This window comes from Vibrio sp. TRT 2004 (assembly GCF_050113735.1).
Lineage (GTDB): Bacteria > Pseudomonadota > Gammaproteobacteria > Enterobacterales > Vibrionaceae > Vibrio.
The window spans coordinates 1-16332 of sequence record NZ_JBNJOH010000007.1; the positions used below are offsets into that span (position 1 = coordinate 1).

Here is a 16332-nt window from a genome sequence, read left to right on the forward strand (position 1 = left end):
TCTAAAGATGACATCTAGGGTGCATAAAATACCTAATAATCAGTAAGATAATCAAAGATTAATTTACTGATTATTAGCTTCTTCGCTAATGACCAAATTCCAGTTGGTTGTTTTTAGCTTGATTGCGCCGCTTCGGTCTGAGACAACGCCTTCAAATTAAGAATGGTTTCCAAGTACACTAAAAACGGTGGTTAGAATCGTATTGTGGCTATCGGTTTGTGTGTATTACCAACGATGTTTAATTCTAAATCTTCTAATTTTTCAGCTTCGATTACCCAAGTGTTTACATCTTCAAGCACCTTAACTGAATTATCAGGCGAAATAATTTTCAAATCCGTTGTTGGCTTGTTAATCAATAGGCGATCTTTTGTGCGCTTGGCGGCAAATTCGTTACCGTTAACAGTAAAAGTACAGTTTGTTTTCAATCTGCAATCGATTATTTCCCCTTCGCTGAATGTGATCGTCCGCCAAATAAACGCTGTAAATAGTAGGGTTAACATGATGATTATTTGAACAAAACGTCCGCGCGTCAGTTTTTCAGCTGCCATTTAAGAGGTTCTCCGTGTAACAAACTTCAAAGTTTTAAAATAAAAGGCCAAAACCTGACCGACTGTAAGGTTACTACTCTGTCATTGAATTGTTAAATGCAGTATAGTTGGCGGCTGAAAATGCCACTTTTTTTTAAAATCGGCAAGAATATTTAACCGACTGAATAGGTTCTATTTTCTTAACGGTTTGGGTGGCATTACGACATGTGTCGTGTTGGAAGTAAAGTGTAGTTAATTAGAAATTGGAAGCATGCAAATGAGCCAAGAAAAGCAGCTTGAACAAAACTACAACTATACAGTCGTTCGTCAGTTTACCTTAGTGACTATTCTCTGGGGTATTGTTGGCATGGCTGTTGGTGTTTTGATTGCCGCTCAATTAGTTTGGCCACAGCTAAACTTTGATACGCCGTGGTTGACGTACAGTCGCTTACGTCCTCTGCATACTAATGCGGTTATTTTCGCGTTTGGTACAAGTGCCCTATTCGCAACGTCTTATTACGTTGTTCAGCGTACCTGTCAAACTCGTCTATTTGGTGGCCCTCTTGTCGCCTTCACCTTCTGGGGTTGGCAAGCCATTATTTTAGCAGCAGCAATTACTCTGCCATTAGGTTTTACCTCTGGTAAAGAATACGCTGAGCTAGAATGGCCAATCGATATTGCCATCGCAGTTGTCTGGGTTTCTTATGCGATCGTGTTCTTCGGAACATTGATTACCCGTAAGACCTCTCACATCTACGTAGCAAACTGGTTCTTCGGTGCCTTTATTATCACTGTTGCGGTACTTCACATCGTAAACAGCATGGCAATCCCTGTCTCGATGGGTAAATCGTACTCGATTTATTCAGGCGCAGTGGATGCGATGGTACAGTGGTGGTACGGTCACAACGCAGTAGGTTTCCTACTGACGGCTGGTTTCCTAGGTATGATGTATTACTTCGTACCTAAGCAAGCTGAACGTCCAGTTTATTCCTACCGTCTGTCTATCGTTCACTTCTGGGCATTGGTTTCCCTGTACATTTGGGCAGGTCCTCACCACCTACATTACACTGCACTTCCAGACTGGACTCAGTCATTAGGTATGGTGATGTCACTTGTTCTATTCGCTCCTTCTTGGGGTGGTATGATTAACGGTATCATGACTCTGTCAGGAGCATGGCACAAACTACGTTATGACCCTATCCTACGTTTCCTAATCGTGTCTCTATCGTTCTACGGCATGTCTACGTTCGAAGGTCCAATGATGTCTATTAAGACAGTTAACGCACTGTCTCACTACACAGACTGGACTATCGGCCACGTACACTCTGGTGCATTAGGTTGGGTTGCTATGGTATCTATCGGTTCGGTATACCACCTAGTTCCTCGCCTATTCGGTCAAGAGCGCATGTACTCTGTTGGCCTAATCAATACGCACTTCTGGTTGGCAACTATCGGTACTGTACTGTACATCGTTGCAATGTGGATTTCGGGTGTTATGCAAGGTCTGATGTGGCGTGCAGTTAACTCTGACGGTACATTGACTTACAGCTTCGTTGAGTCAGTTCAAGCGTCTTACCCATTCTACTTCGTACGTTTCTTAGGTGGTTTCATCTTCCTAGCGGGTATGTTCCTAATGGCATACAACACGTACAAGACGGTAACAGCGCCAAAAGATAGCCTAAAAGCTATCCCTCAGCCGGCATAAGGAGATTTAAAGAATGAGTTCTAATTCTAACAATCGCCACGAAATTGTTGAACGCAATGTCGGTTTACTCGCGATTCTTATCGTTTTTGCTATTAGCTTGGGTGCGCTTGTTGAGATCACTCCGCTAATTTTCCAAAAACAAACTACTGAGCCAGTTGAAAACCTACGTCCTTACACTGCGCTTGAAATGGAAGGTCGTGACGTATACATCCGTGAAGGCTGTAACGTTTGTCACAGCCAGATGATTCGTCCATTCCGTTCTGAAACAGAACGTTACGGTCACTACTCTGTTGCTGGTGAAAGTGTGTATGAGCACCCATTCCTATGGGGTTCTAAGCGTACAGGTCCAGACCTAGCACGCGTGGGCGGTCGTTACTCTGACGAGTGGCACCGTGTACACCTTATTGATCCTCGTGAGTTAGTTCCTGAGTCAAACATGCCTGGTTTCCCATGGCTTGAAGAGAATGTTCTTGATGGCAAGGACACTCAGAAAAAACTAACTATTTTCCGTGATCAATTCGGTGTTCCATACACTGATGAGCAGATCGCTAATGCGTCTAAAGATGTAGAAGGTAAAACTGAGATGGATGCCATCATCGCTTACCTTCAGTCTCTTGGTCACGCAATGAAGTAATTAAGGTGGTATTTATGGACATTGGTACTATTCACAGTATTTGGACCATAGTGCTTTTTGTGAGTTTTATTGGTGTGGTTTGGTGGGCTTACGGTAAGAGCCGTAAAGCTCGTTTCGACGAAGCCGCTAACCTTGTATTCGCTGACGAAGAGCAAGCACCTTCTAAAGAACAAGGAGTGACTAAGCAATGACTACATTTTGGAGTCTTTGGATAATCATCATTACAGTCGGTACACTTCTCGGCTGTGCTGCTGTCCTTTATTGGTGCCTTAAAGATAAAATGGGCGTCGAAGAAGGTGCAGATATGGGTCACGAATACGATGGTATTCGTGAATTGAACAACCCACTTCCTAAGTGGTGGACCTACCTATTTGTTGGTACGTTTGTATTTGCTGCGATTTACCTAACGCTTTACCCAGGTTTAGGTAACTTCAAAGGCGTTCTAGGTTGGCAGAGTTCTGACCAAACTGTACGTTCAGTAGAAGAGTCGAAAGCTTCTATCGCTGCATCACAAGAGAACAAGCATCTAGTTCAATACGCAAAAGAGTTAGACGATGCAGAAGCCTACTTTGGTGAAGCATTTAAGAAACTTGCTTACGTAGATGGTTCATCTGAATTGCGCCCTATCCCAGAAATTGCTGCGGATGGCGAAGCAGTTAAAGTTGGCCAACGTTTGTTCCTGCAAAACTGTTCGCAATGTCACGGCTCAGATGCTCGTGGTCAGAAAGGTTTCCCTAACCTAACTGACGACGCATGGCTGTACGGTGGTGAACCTCAGGCTATCGTTTCGACAGTAATGAATGGTCGTATCGGTCAAATGCCTTCATGGAAGGATGCTCTAGGTGAGCAAGGTGTGAAAGAAGTTGTGAGCTACACACTAAGCCTATCTGGTCGTTCTGTGAATGCACGTGAAGCTGAAGCAGGTAAAGCACGTTTTGTTGTATGTGCCGCGTGTCACGGTACTGACGGTAAAGGTAACCCAGCAGTGGGTGCTCCTGACCTAACAGACCAAGACTGGTTGTTCGGTGGCTCTCGCGCGGATGTAACTGAAACAGTTATGAACGGTCGTTCTGGCGTAATGCCGGCTTGGAAAGATATTCTAGGCGAAGACAAAGTTCAGCTAGTTTCAGCTTACGTTTGGAGCTTGAGCAACTCAGATAATAAGTAACATTTCAATAACAGCCCCTTTTTAAGGGGCTGTCTTTCCTTTACAGTTAAAGCCCTAATATCTTTCATTTTTTTCATTGAGAACTTTTTTATGGTAAAGCCTTGGTATAAGCAGTTCTGGCCGTGGTTCCTAATCATTCTGCCACTCACCGTTGTTGTATGGACGATCATTACAGTTATCGTTTTCTCACAGAACTCTGTTTCATTAGTGACTGAGGATTACTATAAAAAAGGCAAAGGCATCAATATCGATATCTCTAAACTGAATGTGGCAAAAGAGCTCGGTCTCAGCGCGGCTGCATTCTCTCAAGATCACGAAGTTGTGATTCAATTTGATAAAGGTCAACTTGATCACTATCCAGCTATAACGGCCATGTTTGCCCACCGTACACTACCGGACCGTGACTTTAGCCGACTACTTACATCTGATGCGAGCGGACAATATCGCTTTAAGTTAGATCAAGAGCTTCAAGGACCTTGGTTTATTGAACTTACGCCGCATGATCAGCAGTGGCTACTACAAGGGCGCGTCACTTTCCCATCCTCGACTCCAGTACAACTAGCGAACTAATAGCTTATGTGTAAATCGTGTTACCACTGCGGTGAAGAAGTACCAGTCAACACGGACTATAAAGTAGAGATTCTGGGTGATATCAGAGAAATGTGTTGCCCAGGTTGTGAGACTGTCGCTCAAACGATCGTTGATAGCGGTTTAGTCTCGTACTACCAATATCGCACCGCACCTGCCGAAAAAGCAGATCTCGTTCCTGAACAGTTACAAGCATTAATTCACTACGACAATGATGATGTTCAGTCAGAGTTTGTTCGCAATAGCGAACATTGTTCCGAGGTCACTCTCTCGCTTGATGGGGTTTCTTGTGCAGCTTGTGCCTGGTTGATTGAAAAACAGGTATCAAACAAATCGGGTGTGGTCTCTATTCGTGTCAATACAACCACAAACCGTGCTTTGTTGGCTTGGGACAAAACTCAGGTTCGTCTTAGTGAACTGTTGTCGTTAATCCATCAGTTAGGTTATAAAGCTGCACCATTTGAAGCAGATAAGCAGGAGGCCGCTTATCATCAACAGATGAAGCAGTATCTGTATCGACTAGGCATAGCAGGCTTGGCAACGATGCAGGTTATGATGCTCGCGGTTGCGCTCTACCTAGAAGTCTTCGGCGACTTAGAGCCCGAGTTTAAAAACTACTTCCGCTGGGTGAGTCTAATATTCGCCACGCCAGTGATGCTCTACTCTGCTTTGCCGTTTTATATCAACGCGTGGCGAAGTATTCGCAGCCGTACACTCGGTATGGATGTCCCTGTATCCATTGCCATGATCTTCGCCTATTTCGCCAGCTTGGTCGCCACAGTGACTGAAAAAGGAGAAGTGTTCTTCGAATCTATTTCGATGTTTGCATTCTTCTTATTGGTTGGCCGTTTCTTGGAAATGCGCGCACGTCGTAAGGCTGCGGCTGCGAGTGGAAACTTGTTGAAGTTAATCCCTGCGATTGCGAACAAGTTAAATGGTGACCAAGTGCCGGTGAAAACGTTGAAAGTCGGTGACCAGATCCGTGTTCTCCCCGGTGAACATATTCCTGCAGACGGTAAGATCATTTCTGGACGCGTCCACATCGACGAATCCATGCTTACAGGTGAGTCTTTACCTGTGGTCAAGCAAGTGGACGACTATGTGTTTGCAGGGACATTAAACGGTGAAGAATCGTTCGAACTTGAAGTGACCTCTTCAAAAGCCGATTCAATGATTTCGAATATTGTTCGTCTTCAGGATGAAGCGCAGCTATCTAAGCCAAAAATTGCAGAGATCGCTGATATTGTTGCACGCTATTTTGTAGCGGTGATCCTCATTATTGCCGCAGGCACTTGGTTTTTCTGGCACTCAAGTCGCCCAGATGACGCGTTTTGGATCATGTTATCCGTTTTGGTTGCGACGTGTCCGTGCGCGCTTTCTCTTGCTACGCCGACCGCTTTGACATGTGCGACATCCAGAATGGGTAACCTCGGCATCTTGCTGCGTAAAAGTCATGTATTCGAAACTTTGTGTAAGGTGAACCATCTCATTATCGACAAAACAGGGACACTTACCCATGGCGATATCGAGATCAATGAAGTGGATGTGTACGGTGAACACGATAAACAACAAGTTTTAGCTATTGCTGCGTCACTAGAGTCTCGCGCTAACCACCCTATTGCTCGCGCATTTAAACAATACGCCGATACCAACGTTATCGTCGATGACGTAGAAAACGTGATCGGTTCAGGGATTAAGGGACGTTATCAAGGTTCTGTGGTTAAAATCGGTAGTGCACACTATGTGTTGGGTGAAACAAAGCTCGCACAAGCGAATTCGGTTTATCTGTCCTTAGACGGCATTCATGTTGCGACATTTAGTTACCGCGACCCAATACGTGCTGAAGCAAAAGAGTTTGTAGAGAAGTTCCAGCGCTCGGGTGTCAAAATTACGCTTTTGACTGGCGATACCAGTGAAAACGCGCACCTTGTCGCGAGTAAAATTGGTATTCAAGACGTGGTTGCAGGTGCAAAACCACAAGATAAGCTGAATTATCTCAATAATGTTGACGCCAAAGACATTACCATGATGATTGGTGACGGCATTAATGATGCTCCTACGCTTGCCGGCGCTCATCTATCGGTGGCAATGGGCGGTGGTGCTGACGTCGCCAAAGCCTCCGCAGACATGGTGTTACTCGGTGACAGGCTTGACCGAATTTTGGCAGCTCGTGAACTGGCTTTGCAAACACGTAAGATCATTCGCGAAAACCTGGCTTGGTCGCTTGGTTACAACCTTCTGATCCTGCCACTTGCAGTTGCGGGATTTGTTGCCCCCTATTTTGCAGTTGTCGGTATGTCTGCGAGCTCAATTATTGTAGTATCTAACTCTCTACGCTTGCTCAAAGAAAAAGGTAAATAGATGGAAAGCCTTTATATCCTCATCCCTATTGCTATCGTGCTGGTCTGTGTCGCTGTTGCGGTCTTTCTGTGGGCGGTAAGAAGTGAGCAATTTGAAGATCTTGAACGTCAAGGTCATAACATTTTGTTTGATGAAGACCAACGTAAAGAGAACCCGCCTAAGTGAGCATTGATTGGTTAGGTGCTTTTTTCATTGGCCTTGTGGGCGCTGGCCACTGCATGGGAATGTGTGGAGGTATCGCGTCCATGCTGACAATGGGACAATCGCAACCATCGAAATGGGTTCCGTTGTTCTATAACAGTGGTCGCTTAATTAGCTACGCTGTCATTGGCGCCATCGTAGGTGGCGCCTTTTCGACAATTTCACAAGTTAGTCAAGTTAACGATGCATTGATTTGGTTAAGACTTGCCGCTGCGCTATTTATGGTTTTATTGGCCTGTTACATTGGTCGTTGGTGGCAAGGCTTACTTCACATCGAAAAACTTGGCCAAGTTATCTGGCGATTTATATCCCCCGCAGGTAAATCCTTGTTGCCACTGAAATCTTCACTCCATGCGCTTCCATTTGGATTTGTTTGGGGTTGGCTTCCATGTGGACTCGTGTATTCAACGTTAACATGGTCAGCCGTATCCGGAAGTGCACTCAACGGTGCGTTAGTCATGCTAGCATTTGGGGCCGGAACCCTACCCGCGATGCTACTTGTAGGACATGCAGCGACCTCACTCCATAAGCTGCAAAACTCTGATATATTTCGTCACATTGTTGCATTTACTATCTTAATCTATGGCCTATATACAGGCTATGGTGCACTGTCTTTACTTAACATTAGTTTTTAGTCGGCTGTTTTTATGCGCTTTTTTCCACTATCCTTTAGTCGTAATGGGTGCTAAAATATTGATGTATATCAAATAGTGAAAGGTTGTTATGATTTCTGAAAAGCCTGCAACAAAGCGCATTCAATCTGGTGGTTGTGCAATCCACTGTCAAGACTGTAGTATCAGTCAGCTTTGTATTCCGTTTACGCTCAATGAATCTGAACTCGATCAACTCGATCAGATCATCGAGCGTAAAAAGCCAATCCAGAAAGGACAGGAATTGTTTAAAGCAGGAGATGACCTTAAATCTCTTTATGCAATCCGTTCAGGTACGATCAAAAGTTACACCATCACAGAACAAGGAGATGAGCAGATTACTGCTTTCCACCTAGCGGGTGACCTAGTAGGTTTTGATGCAATTACTGGTGATTTGCACCCTAGCTTTGCTCAAGCGCTAGAAACCTCGATGGTTTGTGAAATTCCGTACGAGATCCTTGATGACCTTTCAGGTAAAATGCCGAAATTACGTCAGCAAATCATGCGTTTGATGAGTAACGAAATCAAAGGCGATCAGGAGATGATTCTTCTGCTATCGAAGAAGAATGCCGAAGAGCGTTTAGCTGCATTCTTGTACAACCTTTCTACTCGTTTCTCTCAACGTGGTTTTAGTCCACGTGAATTCCGTCTTACCATGACTCGTGGTGATATCGGTAACTATCTTGGACTTACCGTCGAAACGATTTCTCGTCTCTTGGGCCGTTTCCAAAAGTCAGAAATTCTAAGTGTTAAGGGTAAATACATTACTATTCTTAACCACGATGCGCTTATGGAATTGGCGGGCGTTTCAAAAGAATCATAATAATTTTCAATGATGTAGCTCGTTTTTCAGCATGATGATGAGCTACATCAAACTTCTCTTACATTCCTCCAATTATTTCTAAAACTCTACGTCCAACTAAGCTACATTAATCATATGCCCTCCTCGTCTCTAAGGAGTCAATATGAGTATCTACAATAAGATTTTGGTCGTTGCTGACATTAATAAAGATGAACAGCCAGCCTTAGCTCGTGCTATGCAACTTGCAGCGAAAAGTCGATCTCCAAGCCGGGTAACCTTCTTTCTTTCTATCTACGATTTTTCCTATGACATGACGTCCATGTTATCTGTCGATGAACGCGACGCAATGCGTCGTGGAGTCATTCAGCAACGCGAACAATGGATGCGTAAAATCGCCAAAGATTACATTAATGACGACGTCGACTTCGATGTTCGCGTGGTATGGCACAACCGCCCTTATGAGGCGATTATTGCTGAGGTATTTGCCGGCGAACACGACATTGTTATTAAGGGGACACGTAAACACGATGTGCTGGAGTCTGTAATTTTCACTCCCACCGACTGGCATCTATTACGTAAATGTCCATGCCCTGTTCTGCTAGTGAAGAACGCTGATTGGCCCGAAGATTCTAGCATCTTGGCTTCAGTTCACGTTGGTTCAGAGAACGATACCCACCTTGGTCTAAACGATGCCATGGTAGAACAGCTCAATAGTCTGACTGAGCGGTTAGGCGCGAAGCCTTATCTGGTCAATGCGTACCCTGTTACTCCAGCAAACATTACGATTGAGTTACCAGAATTCGATCCAGCGACCTATACCGACGCGGTACGTGGACATCACCTTACTGCGATGAAAGCTCTGCGTCAGAAACACGGTTATGACGAAGAACAAACCGTTGTAGAACAAGGATTGCCTGAAGACATCATTCCTGAGGCCGCTGAGCGACTCAATGCTGCGATGGTTATCATTGGCACGACGGGCAGAACAGGATTGTCAGCCGTCTTTATTGGTAACACAGCGGAGCACGTGATCGATAAAATTAATTGTGATGTGATGGCGTTGAAACCACAAGGTTATATCAGCCCGCTCGATCCAAAAACCGCTATCTAGTGCAAAGCCTCTCTCCGTCCCCTCTTTGAGGGGACTTTTTTTTGTTCTCCGCTGAATAGATCTAGCATCTGTTCCATTTATCCGTATCATACGCACTTCATTTTGTTTTGAAGATTGATGAAGACTGCAAGCTAATGACCGAGCAAACTCAAGAGCGTACTAAAGCTCAACAATATAATTTTAACAAGCTACAAAAGCGTATTCGCCGTAATACAGGCCAAGCGATCCAAGACTTCAACATGATTGAAGATGGTGACCGTATCATGGTGTGTTTATCTGGCGGTAAAGACAGCTTTACTATGCTTGATATCCTAATGAGCTTACAAAAGAGCGCGCCGATTTCATTCTCGCTAGTTGCAGTTAACCTTGACCAAAAACAGCCTGGTTTCCCAGGTCACATTCTTCCTGAATACCTTGAATCTCTCGGCGTTGAGTACAAAATTGTCGAAGAAGACACTTACTCAATCGTTCAGGACAAGATCCCAGAAGGCAAAACAACCTGTTCACTTTGCTCTCGTTTGCGCCGTGGCATCCTTTACCGTACCGCTAACGAACTCGGTGCGACGAAAATCGCATTAGGCCATCACCGTGATGACATTCTAGAAACTCTATTCTTGAACATGTTCCATGGCGGAAAAATGAAGGGAATGCCTCCTAAGTTGGTATCAGATAATGGCGAACACGTTGTCATTCGTCCGCTCGCATACTGCCGCGAAAAAGATATCATCAAATATTCAGAGATGCGTGAATACCCTATCATTCCTTGTAACCTTTGTGGGTCACAGCCTAATTTGCAGCGTCAAAACATCAAGCAGATGCTCAATGATTGGGACAAACGCTTCCCTGGCCGTATCGAGACGATGTTCCGTGCAATGCAAAATGTCGTACCAAGCCACCTTGCTGACTTCGAATTATTTGATTTCAAATCGATCGACAAAAACTCTGGTGTAATCAACGGTGGTGATATTGGTTTCGATAAAGAAGAAATGCCAACTCAGACTGTTCAAGACCCAGATATGGTTCACGAGTTTGATCCAAGCCTTCAGCTTAATGTCACCAACATCTAATCCGAATAAAAAGGGTCGCAATGCGACCCTTTTTTCATTTTGCTTTAGGCAAGTACGGCAGCACACGCGCTGTCTCTTGCGGCAAGGTCATAAAGCCTCCCTCACCAATATCATCTAGAGAGACTTGAACTTTACCATCAATAATGGGTTTTGATTTACCGTTAGAAAAAACGATTTTTGAATTGAGTTTGTCTGCAAACTCAAGTGTCACACCTTCGACATCAGGTGTGAACCAACTAGCAAACATGCCCCCTAACTGCTCTAAAATAGCCTGCATTTGTGGCAGGAGAACTTTCACCTGATCGTACGTGACATTGTCACTCATTGGTTGTTTGGTCATCACGACCATAGAAAAGTCACAACGCATATCCATCGGCGTATGGACAAAAACCAAAGGGTTAGCCGATCGTAAGTTATCGTCTAGAGGAACAATCACTTCGTTATATGGCGAAACCTTAAGGTCTTCGTAGTGTTCTTCTTTCTCCATCCAGGCTTTTTCGATATTACACAATTGTTTGGTATTAGCGTTAAGGAAGAAGAACCCTACTTTTACATCATCATGTCCCTCTTTCGCATTCTGCTTCATGTGTGAGTAGAGCTTTGAGTAGGTGAACATGTATTCTTGAGCTTGAGCAGGTAAAACAGCCGCACCCGTTAGCGCTGCGGCCAAAAACATTGACGTTACTTTCTTCATGAAATTATATACTTATTGTTTGACGATCGGATTTTCCCAGAAGCTCTGATTGTGCCTGATCATGCTTTGTAAATCGTTGACGTAGGCCTCACCTCGTTCAGAGTACTTCAGTAATCCATTGGACAGCGCCATTGCAGCCTCAGTATCAGTCAAGCTTTGTCCGGCAAGATGTCGTTGATAACGAATTTCTCTCAGCTCTTCATAAGCGTTATTGCGATTGACGTTCATAAAATAGCCGTAAATCGACTGCTGAACCGAACTGAACTTAGCCACTTCATGGGTCATGCCGTCGCCACGTTGAAGAGGGACAAGCCCACAACCTGACTGATAACACCATTGTCCAAAGTAGTTATTGGCTTCGGTGGCAAAACGCGAAGTGCCCCACGCCGATTCATTTGCGCCTTGAACCAAAACCAGTGCTTCAGGTATGACGTCGACACGGTGAAGCATATCGTCGAGCCACTGTTGCGATATTCCGTCAGAAGGCAGTTCAACATTGTAGAGCTTGCCTAAACGCTGCGCGTAAGACTTATCCGCATCGTCGAGCGATTGTTGCAAGTAGTTCTGCTGAATTGAATCTAAGCGCAGACGCTCGTTTCTCACTCTCTGGTTTTCGAGTGCGATACCAGGTCGAAGGTAGTCAAAGAATGCCTGCTTCTTTTGTTTTACATCGGTGATGGCAGCAAAGTTAGGTGCGCTACCTACAGCTGACGGCTTAACCTTCTGCTGCATCTCTGTTGCAACCGCTGCCACTCTCTTTTTTTCGCGCTCTTCTGCGGCATTTCGTTCGTACCCATAAAGAGAGCAGCCAGCAATAATACTCGCCGCAGCAATCGCTATAAATTCACTTTTACGCATTGAACACTTGTGGATCGTTGTCATTATCGTCTTCATCTTTTGGTCGGTCTGAGGCAATGATTTTTAGTTTGATGCCAAACATGTTGCGGTAAACAATCCCCTTAACATGGAAGAAAAACGGCAACACAAATATTAGACCTAAGCCGTAAAACATCATGCCGAGCACAAACATAATCGACACAACAATATAGATTCCCGCCAGAGCAAATATCTTTTTGTTCACCGCACGCAGAGAAAGCAGCAGTGATTGCATTGGGGGAATTTGTTTCTCACAGATTAAAAGAATCGAGTTACTGAATGCCAGCGACAAATACAAAGATAGGAACGGAAATATCATTCCTGCGATACCTTGTAGTAATAAACTGAACAGTGTAGCCAGAATGACAGGTACGGTATACTGCAACCCTTTACCAATATGGCGTGGTTTGGTGGCAAGGCCCGCAGCGTGGCTCATCGCCATTAAACTAATCCCCGCATAGATAGGCGCGCTGATGACTTCATAGCTAAAGTTAGCAATCATGATGGCGTTGAAGATACTTGGATCAAATGCCTCTGGATTAGTAAAAGCATCAATAATGATACCAGGGTTACCCAGTTGCAGCTTTAGTGCTATGTAGAAAATCGCCAGTTGTAAGGCGATCAAAATAATGATCGAAGGTGAAAATGAAAGGAAGTTTTTAACGGTATGTTGCCATGCTTCCTTAAACACGTCTCCTGCTTTAAGGTCATAGTCGCCGGACAAAGCACGCTCTACGCTACCGCCCAAATTGAAGTCTTTTTCAATGTCGTTGTTCATTCTTGAATCCAGTGGCCGGTTGTACGTTCATTCCAGCCAACTTGTTAATAGAAAATTTCGGCTATTATACTGCAACACTAAGCGGTCTAAAATCGAATCTCAATGATGAGCTTGCTTTCTCAATTGTTTGGATGATAATTAACCACTAATGCGTCATCTAATTGCATTTATCTTACTCTAAGGCAAAGAAAAATAACCCTTATCTGCAAGCCATTACCCATATATAGAGAGTATGGTAAGGAATGTTTAATTAAGCCTGCAAAATTTTTTGTGTTTCAGGATAAGAAAATGCTTTGAATTCACACTTTTGATGATTATGATGCGCGCCTCTAATTTGTGTAACTACGGGTCATTCAGTTAAGTCACTTTAAATGACCAATGTGGGAGAAAAACAGACGTTGAACGCTAAACAAAATGCAGGACAACCAGTAGTTCGTCTTACTGGAATTAGCAAAAGTTTCGATGGTAAGGAAATCATCGCAAATCTTAACCTTGATGTTAATCATGGTGAGTTTCTAACGATTTTGGGCCCTTCTGGTTGTGGTAAAACAACCGTATTAAGAATGATCGCTGGTTTTGAAAGCGCTGACAATGGTCAGATCATTCTAGACAACCAAAATGTAACTCAAGTTCCTGCTGAGCAAAGGCACGTAAACACTGTTTTCCAGAGTTATGCACTATTTCCCCATATGACGGTGTTTGAAAACGTCGCTTTCGGTCTCCGCATGCAGAAAGTCAATGCAGCTGAAATCGAGCCTCGAGTGATGGATGCGTTACGTATGGTTCGCCTAGAAAAAATGGCTCAGCGTAAACCTCATCAGCTTTCAGGTGGTCAACAGCAACGTATCGCTATCGCTCGCGCCGTAGTGAACAAGCCAAAAGTCCTCTTGCTTGACGAATCCCTATCTGCACTTGATTACAAACTGCGTAAACAGATGCAAATCGAGTTAAAACAATTGCAGCGTCAGTTAGGTATTACCTTTATTTTCGTTACTCACGACCAAGAAGAAGCCTTATCGATGTCAGATCGCATCATCGTTATGCGCGACGGTGTTATCGAGCAAGACGGTTCACCACGTGAGATTTACGAAGAACCTAAGAATCTATTCGTTGCACGCTTTATCGGCGAGATCAACGTGTTCCACGCCACCATGATTGAGCGCCTTGACGAAAAACGCGTTCGAGCTGAAATTGAAGGCGTAGAGTCCGTTGTATACTACGAAAAAGAAGCGTCAGCTGGTGACAAACTAACAGTACTACTTCGCCCAGAAGATTTACGTATTGAAGAGATTAAAGAATCAGAACAAGAAGGTATCGTTGGTCACGTTACTGAGCGTACCTACAAAGGTATGACGTTAGATTCTGTCATTGAACTGGAATCTGGCATGCGTGTGATGGTCAGCGAGTTCTTCAATGAAGATGATCCAGATGTGGATCACTCATTAGGTCAAAAAGTCGCTATCACTTGGGTTGAAAGCTGGGAGGTAGTACTCGATGAAAGCCAAAAAGCTTAGCCTTCAGAACGCAATCATTGCCTTAATTGTTGGTTGGCTAACACTGTTTGTGCTTGTGCCAAACGTGATGATTATTGGCACCAGTTTTCTGACTCGCGACGAAGCAAATCTTATCGAGATGACGTTTACTCTCGATAACTATTTCCGATTGCTTGATCCGTTGTACGCCAAAGTGCTATTGCACTCATTTTACATGGCTATTATTGCGACGTTACTGTGTTTAGTCATTGGTTATCCATTTGCTTACATCGTCGCTAAGATGCCAGAGAAATGGCGTCCATTTATGCTGTTTTTAGTGATTGTTCCATTTTGGACTAACTCACTTATCCGTACCTACGGACTTAAAATTGTGTTGGGTACTCAAGGTATTCTAAACCAATCGCTCATGGCGCTGGACATTATTGATAAACCACTTCGTCTTATGTACACAGAGACGGCAGTGATGATTGGTTTAGTCTATATCCTATTGCCTTTTATGATTTTGCCCCTCTACTCGGCTATTGAGAAGTTGGACAACACATATATTGAAGCAGCGAAAGATTTAGGTGCGAACAAGTTTCAGACCATCACAAAAGTTATTCTACCGCTAACAATGCCTGGCATTATCGGTGGTTGCTTGTTGGTGCTGTTGCCAGCTCTCGGTATGTTCTACATATCGGATCTACTGGGTGGAGCGAAGAATCTACTGATTGGTAACGTGATTAAGAGCCAAGTGCTTAACGCTCGTGATTGGCCGTTTGGCGCAGCCACAAGTATTGCACTGACCATTGCGATGGCAATCATGCTCTACGCCTACTACAGAGCGGGTAAATTATTGAATAAGAAAGTGGAGCTAGACTGATGGGACGTACTGTTCGATTTAGCTTTATGACATTGGTGTATGCATTTTTGTATTTGCCAATCGTGGTGTTGATTGTTAACTCATTCAATGCCAACAAATTTGGAATGAAATGGGGTGGCTTTACCACTAAATGGTATGAGACGCTGATCAACAATGACAGTTTAATGCAGGCTGCTTGGCATTCACTAAATGTCGCCATCTTTTCTGCTACAGCTGCTACAATTATCGGCAGTTTAACTGCCGTTGCCCTATTCCGTTACTCGTTTAAGGGTAAAGGCGCAGTTAATGGCATGCTGTTTGTTGTTATGATGTCTCCAGATATCGTCATGGCAATCTCGTTACTGGCCTTGTTTTTGGTGCTTGGCGCTCAATTGGGGTTTTTCACCCTGTTGATTGCTCACATTACATTCTGTCTACCATTCGTGGTAGTCACCGTCTACAGTCGCTTGAACGGCTTTGACGTAAAAATGCTTGAAGCCGCGAAAGATCTGGGTGCCAGTGAATGGACCATTTTAAAACAGATCATTTTGCCACTGGCTAAACCGGCCGTTGCGGCGGGTTGGCTATTGAGTTTCACCCTTTCACTAGACGACGTGATCATCAGCTCGTTTGTGACAGGACCAACTTATGAAATTTTGCCACTGAAAATTTATTCAATGGTAAAAGTCGGCATATCACCGGAAGTGAATGCCTTAGCAACAGTAATGCTGATTGTCTCACTTGTTCTAGTCGTAGCATCACAGCTATTGGCTAGAGAAAAAGTGAAGTAACTCAGTATTTAAAACGAGACAGAATGGGTTAAGCCATTCTGTTTT

18 protein-coding genes are annotated in these 16332 nt (G+C 44.1%); 14 read left to right on the forward strand and 4 right to left on the reverse strand.

Going from position 1 to position 16332, the window contains the following annotated elements:
- Window positions 1-191 precede the first annotated feature (191 nt).
- Window positions 192-548 carry a hypothetical protein gene (locus ACQEXR_RS04565; protein WP_426951429.1) on the reverse strand — a complete coding sequence of 119 codons (357 nt, stop codon included), beginning with the start codon at window positions 546-548 and terminating at the stop codon, window positions 192-194.
- 256 nt (window positions 549-804) lie between these two features.
- On the opposite strand from ACQEXR_RS04565, the gene ccoN reads away from it, so the two are divergent.
- From ccoN to ttcA, 11 genes are all read left to right on the forward strand, one after another.
- A complete protein-coding gene (gene ccoN / locus ACQEXR_RS04570) occupies window positions 805-2232 on the forward strand; it encodes a cytochrome-c oxidase, cbb3-type subunit I (RefSeq protein ID WP_008079443.1) in 1428 nt (475 codons plus the stop codon).
- A 13-nt stretch (window positions 2233-2245) separates the two neighbouring features.
- Window positions 2246-2866, forward strand: a complete 621-nt coding sequence (ccoO, locus tag ACQEXR_RS04575; protein ID WP_006878897.1) for a cytochrome-c oxidase, cbb3-type subunit II — start codon at window positions 2246-2248, stop codon at window positions 2864-2866.
- 14 nt (window positions 2867-2880) lie between these two features.
- The gene (locus tag ACQEXR_RS04580; RefSeq protein ID WP_331416286.1) at window positions 2881-3057 is read left to right on the forward strand and encodes a cbb3-type cytochrome oxidase subunit 3; all 177 of its coding nucleotides are present in this window, start codon (window positions 2881-2883) and stop codon (window positions 3055-3057) included.
- Complete coding sequence (gene ccoP, locus ACQEXR_RS04585; RefSeq protein ID WP_426951430.1) at window positions 3054-4034, forward strand: cytochrome-c oxidase, cbb3-type subunit III; 981 nt, start codon at window positions 3054-3056, stop codon at window positions 4032-4034. The genes ACQEXR_RS04580 and ccoP overlap by 4 nt, the downstream gene beginning before the upstream one ends.
- Window positions 4035-4124: 90 nt before the next feature.
- Window positions 4125-4604: a FixH family protein gene (locus ACQEXR_RS04590; RefSeq protein ID WP_331426500.1), complete on the forward strand. Its 480-nt coding sequence runs from the start codon at window positions 4125-4127 to the stop codon at window positions 4602-4604.
- A 6-nt stretch (window positions 4605-4610) separates the two neighbouring features.
- Entirely contained in the window at window positions 4611-6983 is a 2373-nt protein-coding gene (locus ACQEXR_RS04595) for a heavy metal translocating P-type ATPase (RefSeq protein ID WP_426951431.1), read from the forward strand.
- A complete protein-coding gene (gene ccoS, locus ACQEXR_RS04600) occupies window positions 6984-7148 on the forward strand; it encodes a cbb3-type cytochrome oxidase assembly protein CcoS (protein WP_427019828.1) in 165 nt (54 codons plus the stop codon). It abuts the gene before it with no gap.
- On the forward strand, window positions 7145-7819 hold the full coding sequence (locus ACQEXR_RS04605) for a sulfite exporter TauE/SafE family protein (protein WP_426951432.1): 675 nt from the start codon (window positions 7145-7147) through the stop codon (window positions 7817-7819). Before ccoS ends, ACQEXR_RS04605 begins: the two co-directional genes overlap by 4 nt.
- An 88-nt stretch (window positions 7820-7907) precedes the next feature.
- On the forward strand, window positions 7908-8657 hold the full coding sequence (locus tag ACQEXR_RS04610; protein ID WP_138971892.1) for an FNR family transcription factor: 750 nt from the start codon (window positions 7908-7910) through the stop codon (window positions 8655-8657).
- A 142-nt stretch (window positions 8658-8799) separates the two neighbouring features.
- On the forward strand, window positions 8800-9747 hold the full coding sequence (gene uspE / locus ACQEXR_RS04615) for a universal stress protein UspE (protein ID WP_331426503.1): 948 nt from the start codon (window positions 8800-8802) through the stop codon (window positions 9745-9747).
- A gap of 134 nt (window positions 9748-9881) precedes the next feature.
- A complete protein-coding gene (ttcA, locus tag ACQEXR_RS04620; protein WP_269376474.1) occupies window positions 9882-10814 on the forward strand; it encodes a tRNA 2-thiocytidine(32) synthetase TtcA in 933 nt (310 codons plus the stop codon).
- Window positions 10815-10848: 34 nt separating this feature from the next.
- Here ttcA and ACQEXR_RS04625 read toward each other — a convergent pair whose 3' ends face one another.
- The 3 genes from ACQEXR_RS04625 to ACQEXR_RS04635 are packed head-to-tail and all read right to left on the reverse strand — an operon-like array spanning window position 10849 to window position 13162.
- Entirely contained in the window at window positions 10849-11508 is a 660-nt protein-coding gene (locus ACQEXR_RS04625; RefSeq protein WP_331416294.1) for a DUF2987 domain-containing protein, read from the reverse strand.
- Window positions 11509-11520: 12 nt separating this feature from the next.
- On the reverse strand, window positions 11521-12366 hold the full coding sequence (locus tag ACQEXR_RS04630; protein ID WP_426951492.1) for a glucosaminidase domain-containing protein: 846 nt from the start codon (window positions 12364-12366) through the stop codon (window positions 11521-11523).
- Window positions 12359-13162, reverse strand: coding sequence for a hypothetical protein (locus ACQEXR_RS04635; RefSeq protein WP_427019829.1), 804 nt, complete (start codon window positions 13160-13162; stop codon window positions 12359-12361). The genes ACQEXR_RS04630 and ACQEXR_RS04635 overlap by 8 nt, the downstream gene beginning before the upstream one ends.
- 380 nt (window positions 13163-13542) lie before the next feature.
- Here ACQEXR_RS04635 and potA point away from each other — a divergent pair, with 380 nt between their 5' ends.
- The 3 genes from potA to potC are packed head-to-tail and all read left to right on the forward strand — an operon-like array spanning window position 13543 to window position 16287.
- The gene (potA, locus tag ACQEXR_RS04640; RefSeq protein WP_426951493.1) at window positions 13543-14676 is read left to right on the forward strand and encodes a spermidine/putrescine ABC transporter ATP-binding protein PotA; all 1134 of its coding nucleotides are present in this window, start codon (window positions 13543-13545) and stop codon (window positions 14674-14676) included.
- Complete coding sequence (gene potB, locus ACQEXR_RS04645) at window positions 14657-15517, forward strand: spermidine/putrescine ABC transporter permease PotB (protein ID WP_138971897.1); 861 nt, start codon at window positions 14657-14659, stop codon at window positions 15515-15517. The genes potA and potB overlap by 20 nt, the downstream gene beginning before the upstream one ends.
- Window positions 15517-16287, forward strand: a complete 771-nt coding sequence (gene potC / locus ACQEXR_RS04650; RefSeq protein ID WP_138971898.1) for a spermidine/putrescine ABC transporter permease PotC — start codon at window positions 15517-15519, stop codon at window positions 16285-16287. The genes potB and potC overlap by 1 nt, the downstream gene beginning before the upstream one ends.
- Window positions 16288-16332 lie beyond the last annotated feature (45 nt).

Bases quoted from the DNA above. Each gene is read 5' to 3' on its own strand.
- ACQEXR_RS04565 (WP_426951429.1), bottom strand. From the start codon at position 548: ATGGCAGCTGAAAAACTGACGCGCGGACGTTTTGTTCAAATAATCATC.
- ccoN (WP_008079443.1), top strand. From the start codon at position 805: ATGAGCCAAGAAAAGCAGCTTGAACAAAACTACAACTATACAGTCGTT.
- ccoO (WP_006878897.1), top strand. From the start codon at position 2,246: ATGAGTTCTAATTCTAACAATCGCCACGAAATTGTTGAACGCAATGTC.
- ACQEXR_RS04580 (WP_331416286.1), top strand. From the start codon at position 2,881: ATGGACATTGGTACTATTCACAGTATTTGGACCATAGTGCTTTTTGTG.
- ccoP (WP_426951430.1), top strand. From the start codon at position 3,054: ATGACTACATTTTGGAGTCTTTGGATAATCATCATTACAGTCGGTACA.
- ACQEXR_RS04590 (WP_331426500.1), top strand. From the start codon at position 4,125: ATGGTAAAGCCTTGGTATAAGCAGTTCTGGCCGTGGTTCCTAATCATT.
- ACQEXR_RS04595 (WP_426951431.1), top strand. From the start codon at position 4,611: ATGTGTAAATCGTGTTACCACTGCGGTGAAGAAGTACCAGTCAACACG.
- ccoS (WP_427019828.1), top strand. From the start codon at position 6,984: ATGGAAAGCCTTTATATCCTCATCCCTATTGCTATCGTGCTGGTCTGT.
- ACQEXR_RS04610 (WP_138971892.1), top strand. From the start codon at position 7,908: ATGATTTCTGAAAAGCCTGCAACAAAGCGCATTCAATCTGGTGGTTGT.
- uspE (WP_331426503.1), top strand. From the start codon at position 8,800: ATGAGTATCTACAATAAGATTTTGGTCGTTGCTGACATTAATAAAGAT.
- ttcA (WP_269376474.1), top strand. From the start codon at position 9,882: ATGACCGAGCAAACTCAAGAGCGTACTAAAGCTCAACAATATAATTTT.
- ACQEXR_RS04625 (WP_331416294.1), bottom strand. From the start codon at position 11,508: ATGAAGAAAGTAACGTCAATGTTTTTGGCCGCAGCGCTAACGGGTGCG.
- ACQEXR_RS04630 (WP_426951492.1), bottom strand. From the start codon at position 12,366: ATGCGTAAAAGTGAATTTATAGCGATTGCTGCGGCGAGTATTATTGCT.
- ACQEXR_RS04635 (WP_427019829.1), bottom strand. From the start codon at position 13,162: ATGAACAACGACATTGAAAAAGACTTCAATTTGGGCGGTAGCGTAGAG.
- potB (WP_138971897.1), top strand. From the start codon at position 14,657: ATGAAAGCCAAAAAGCTTAGCCTTCAGAACGCAATCATTGCCTTAATT.
- potC (WP_138971898.1), top strand. From the start codon at position 15,517: ATGGGACGTACTGTTCGATTTAGCTTTATGACATTGGTGTATGCATTT.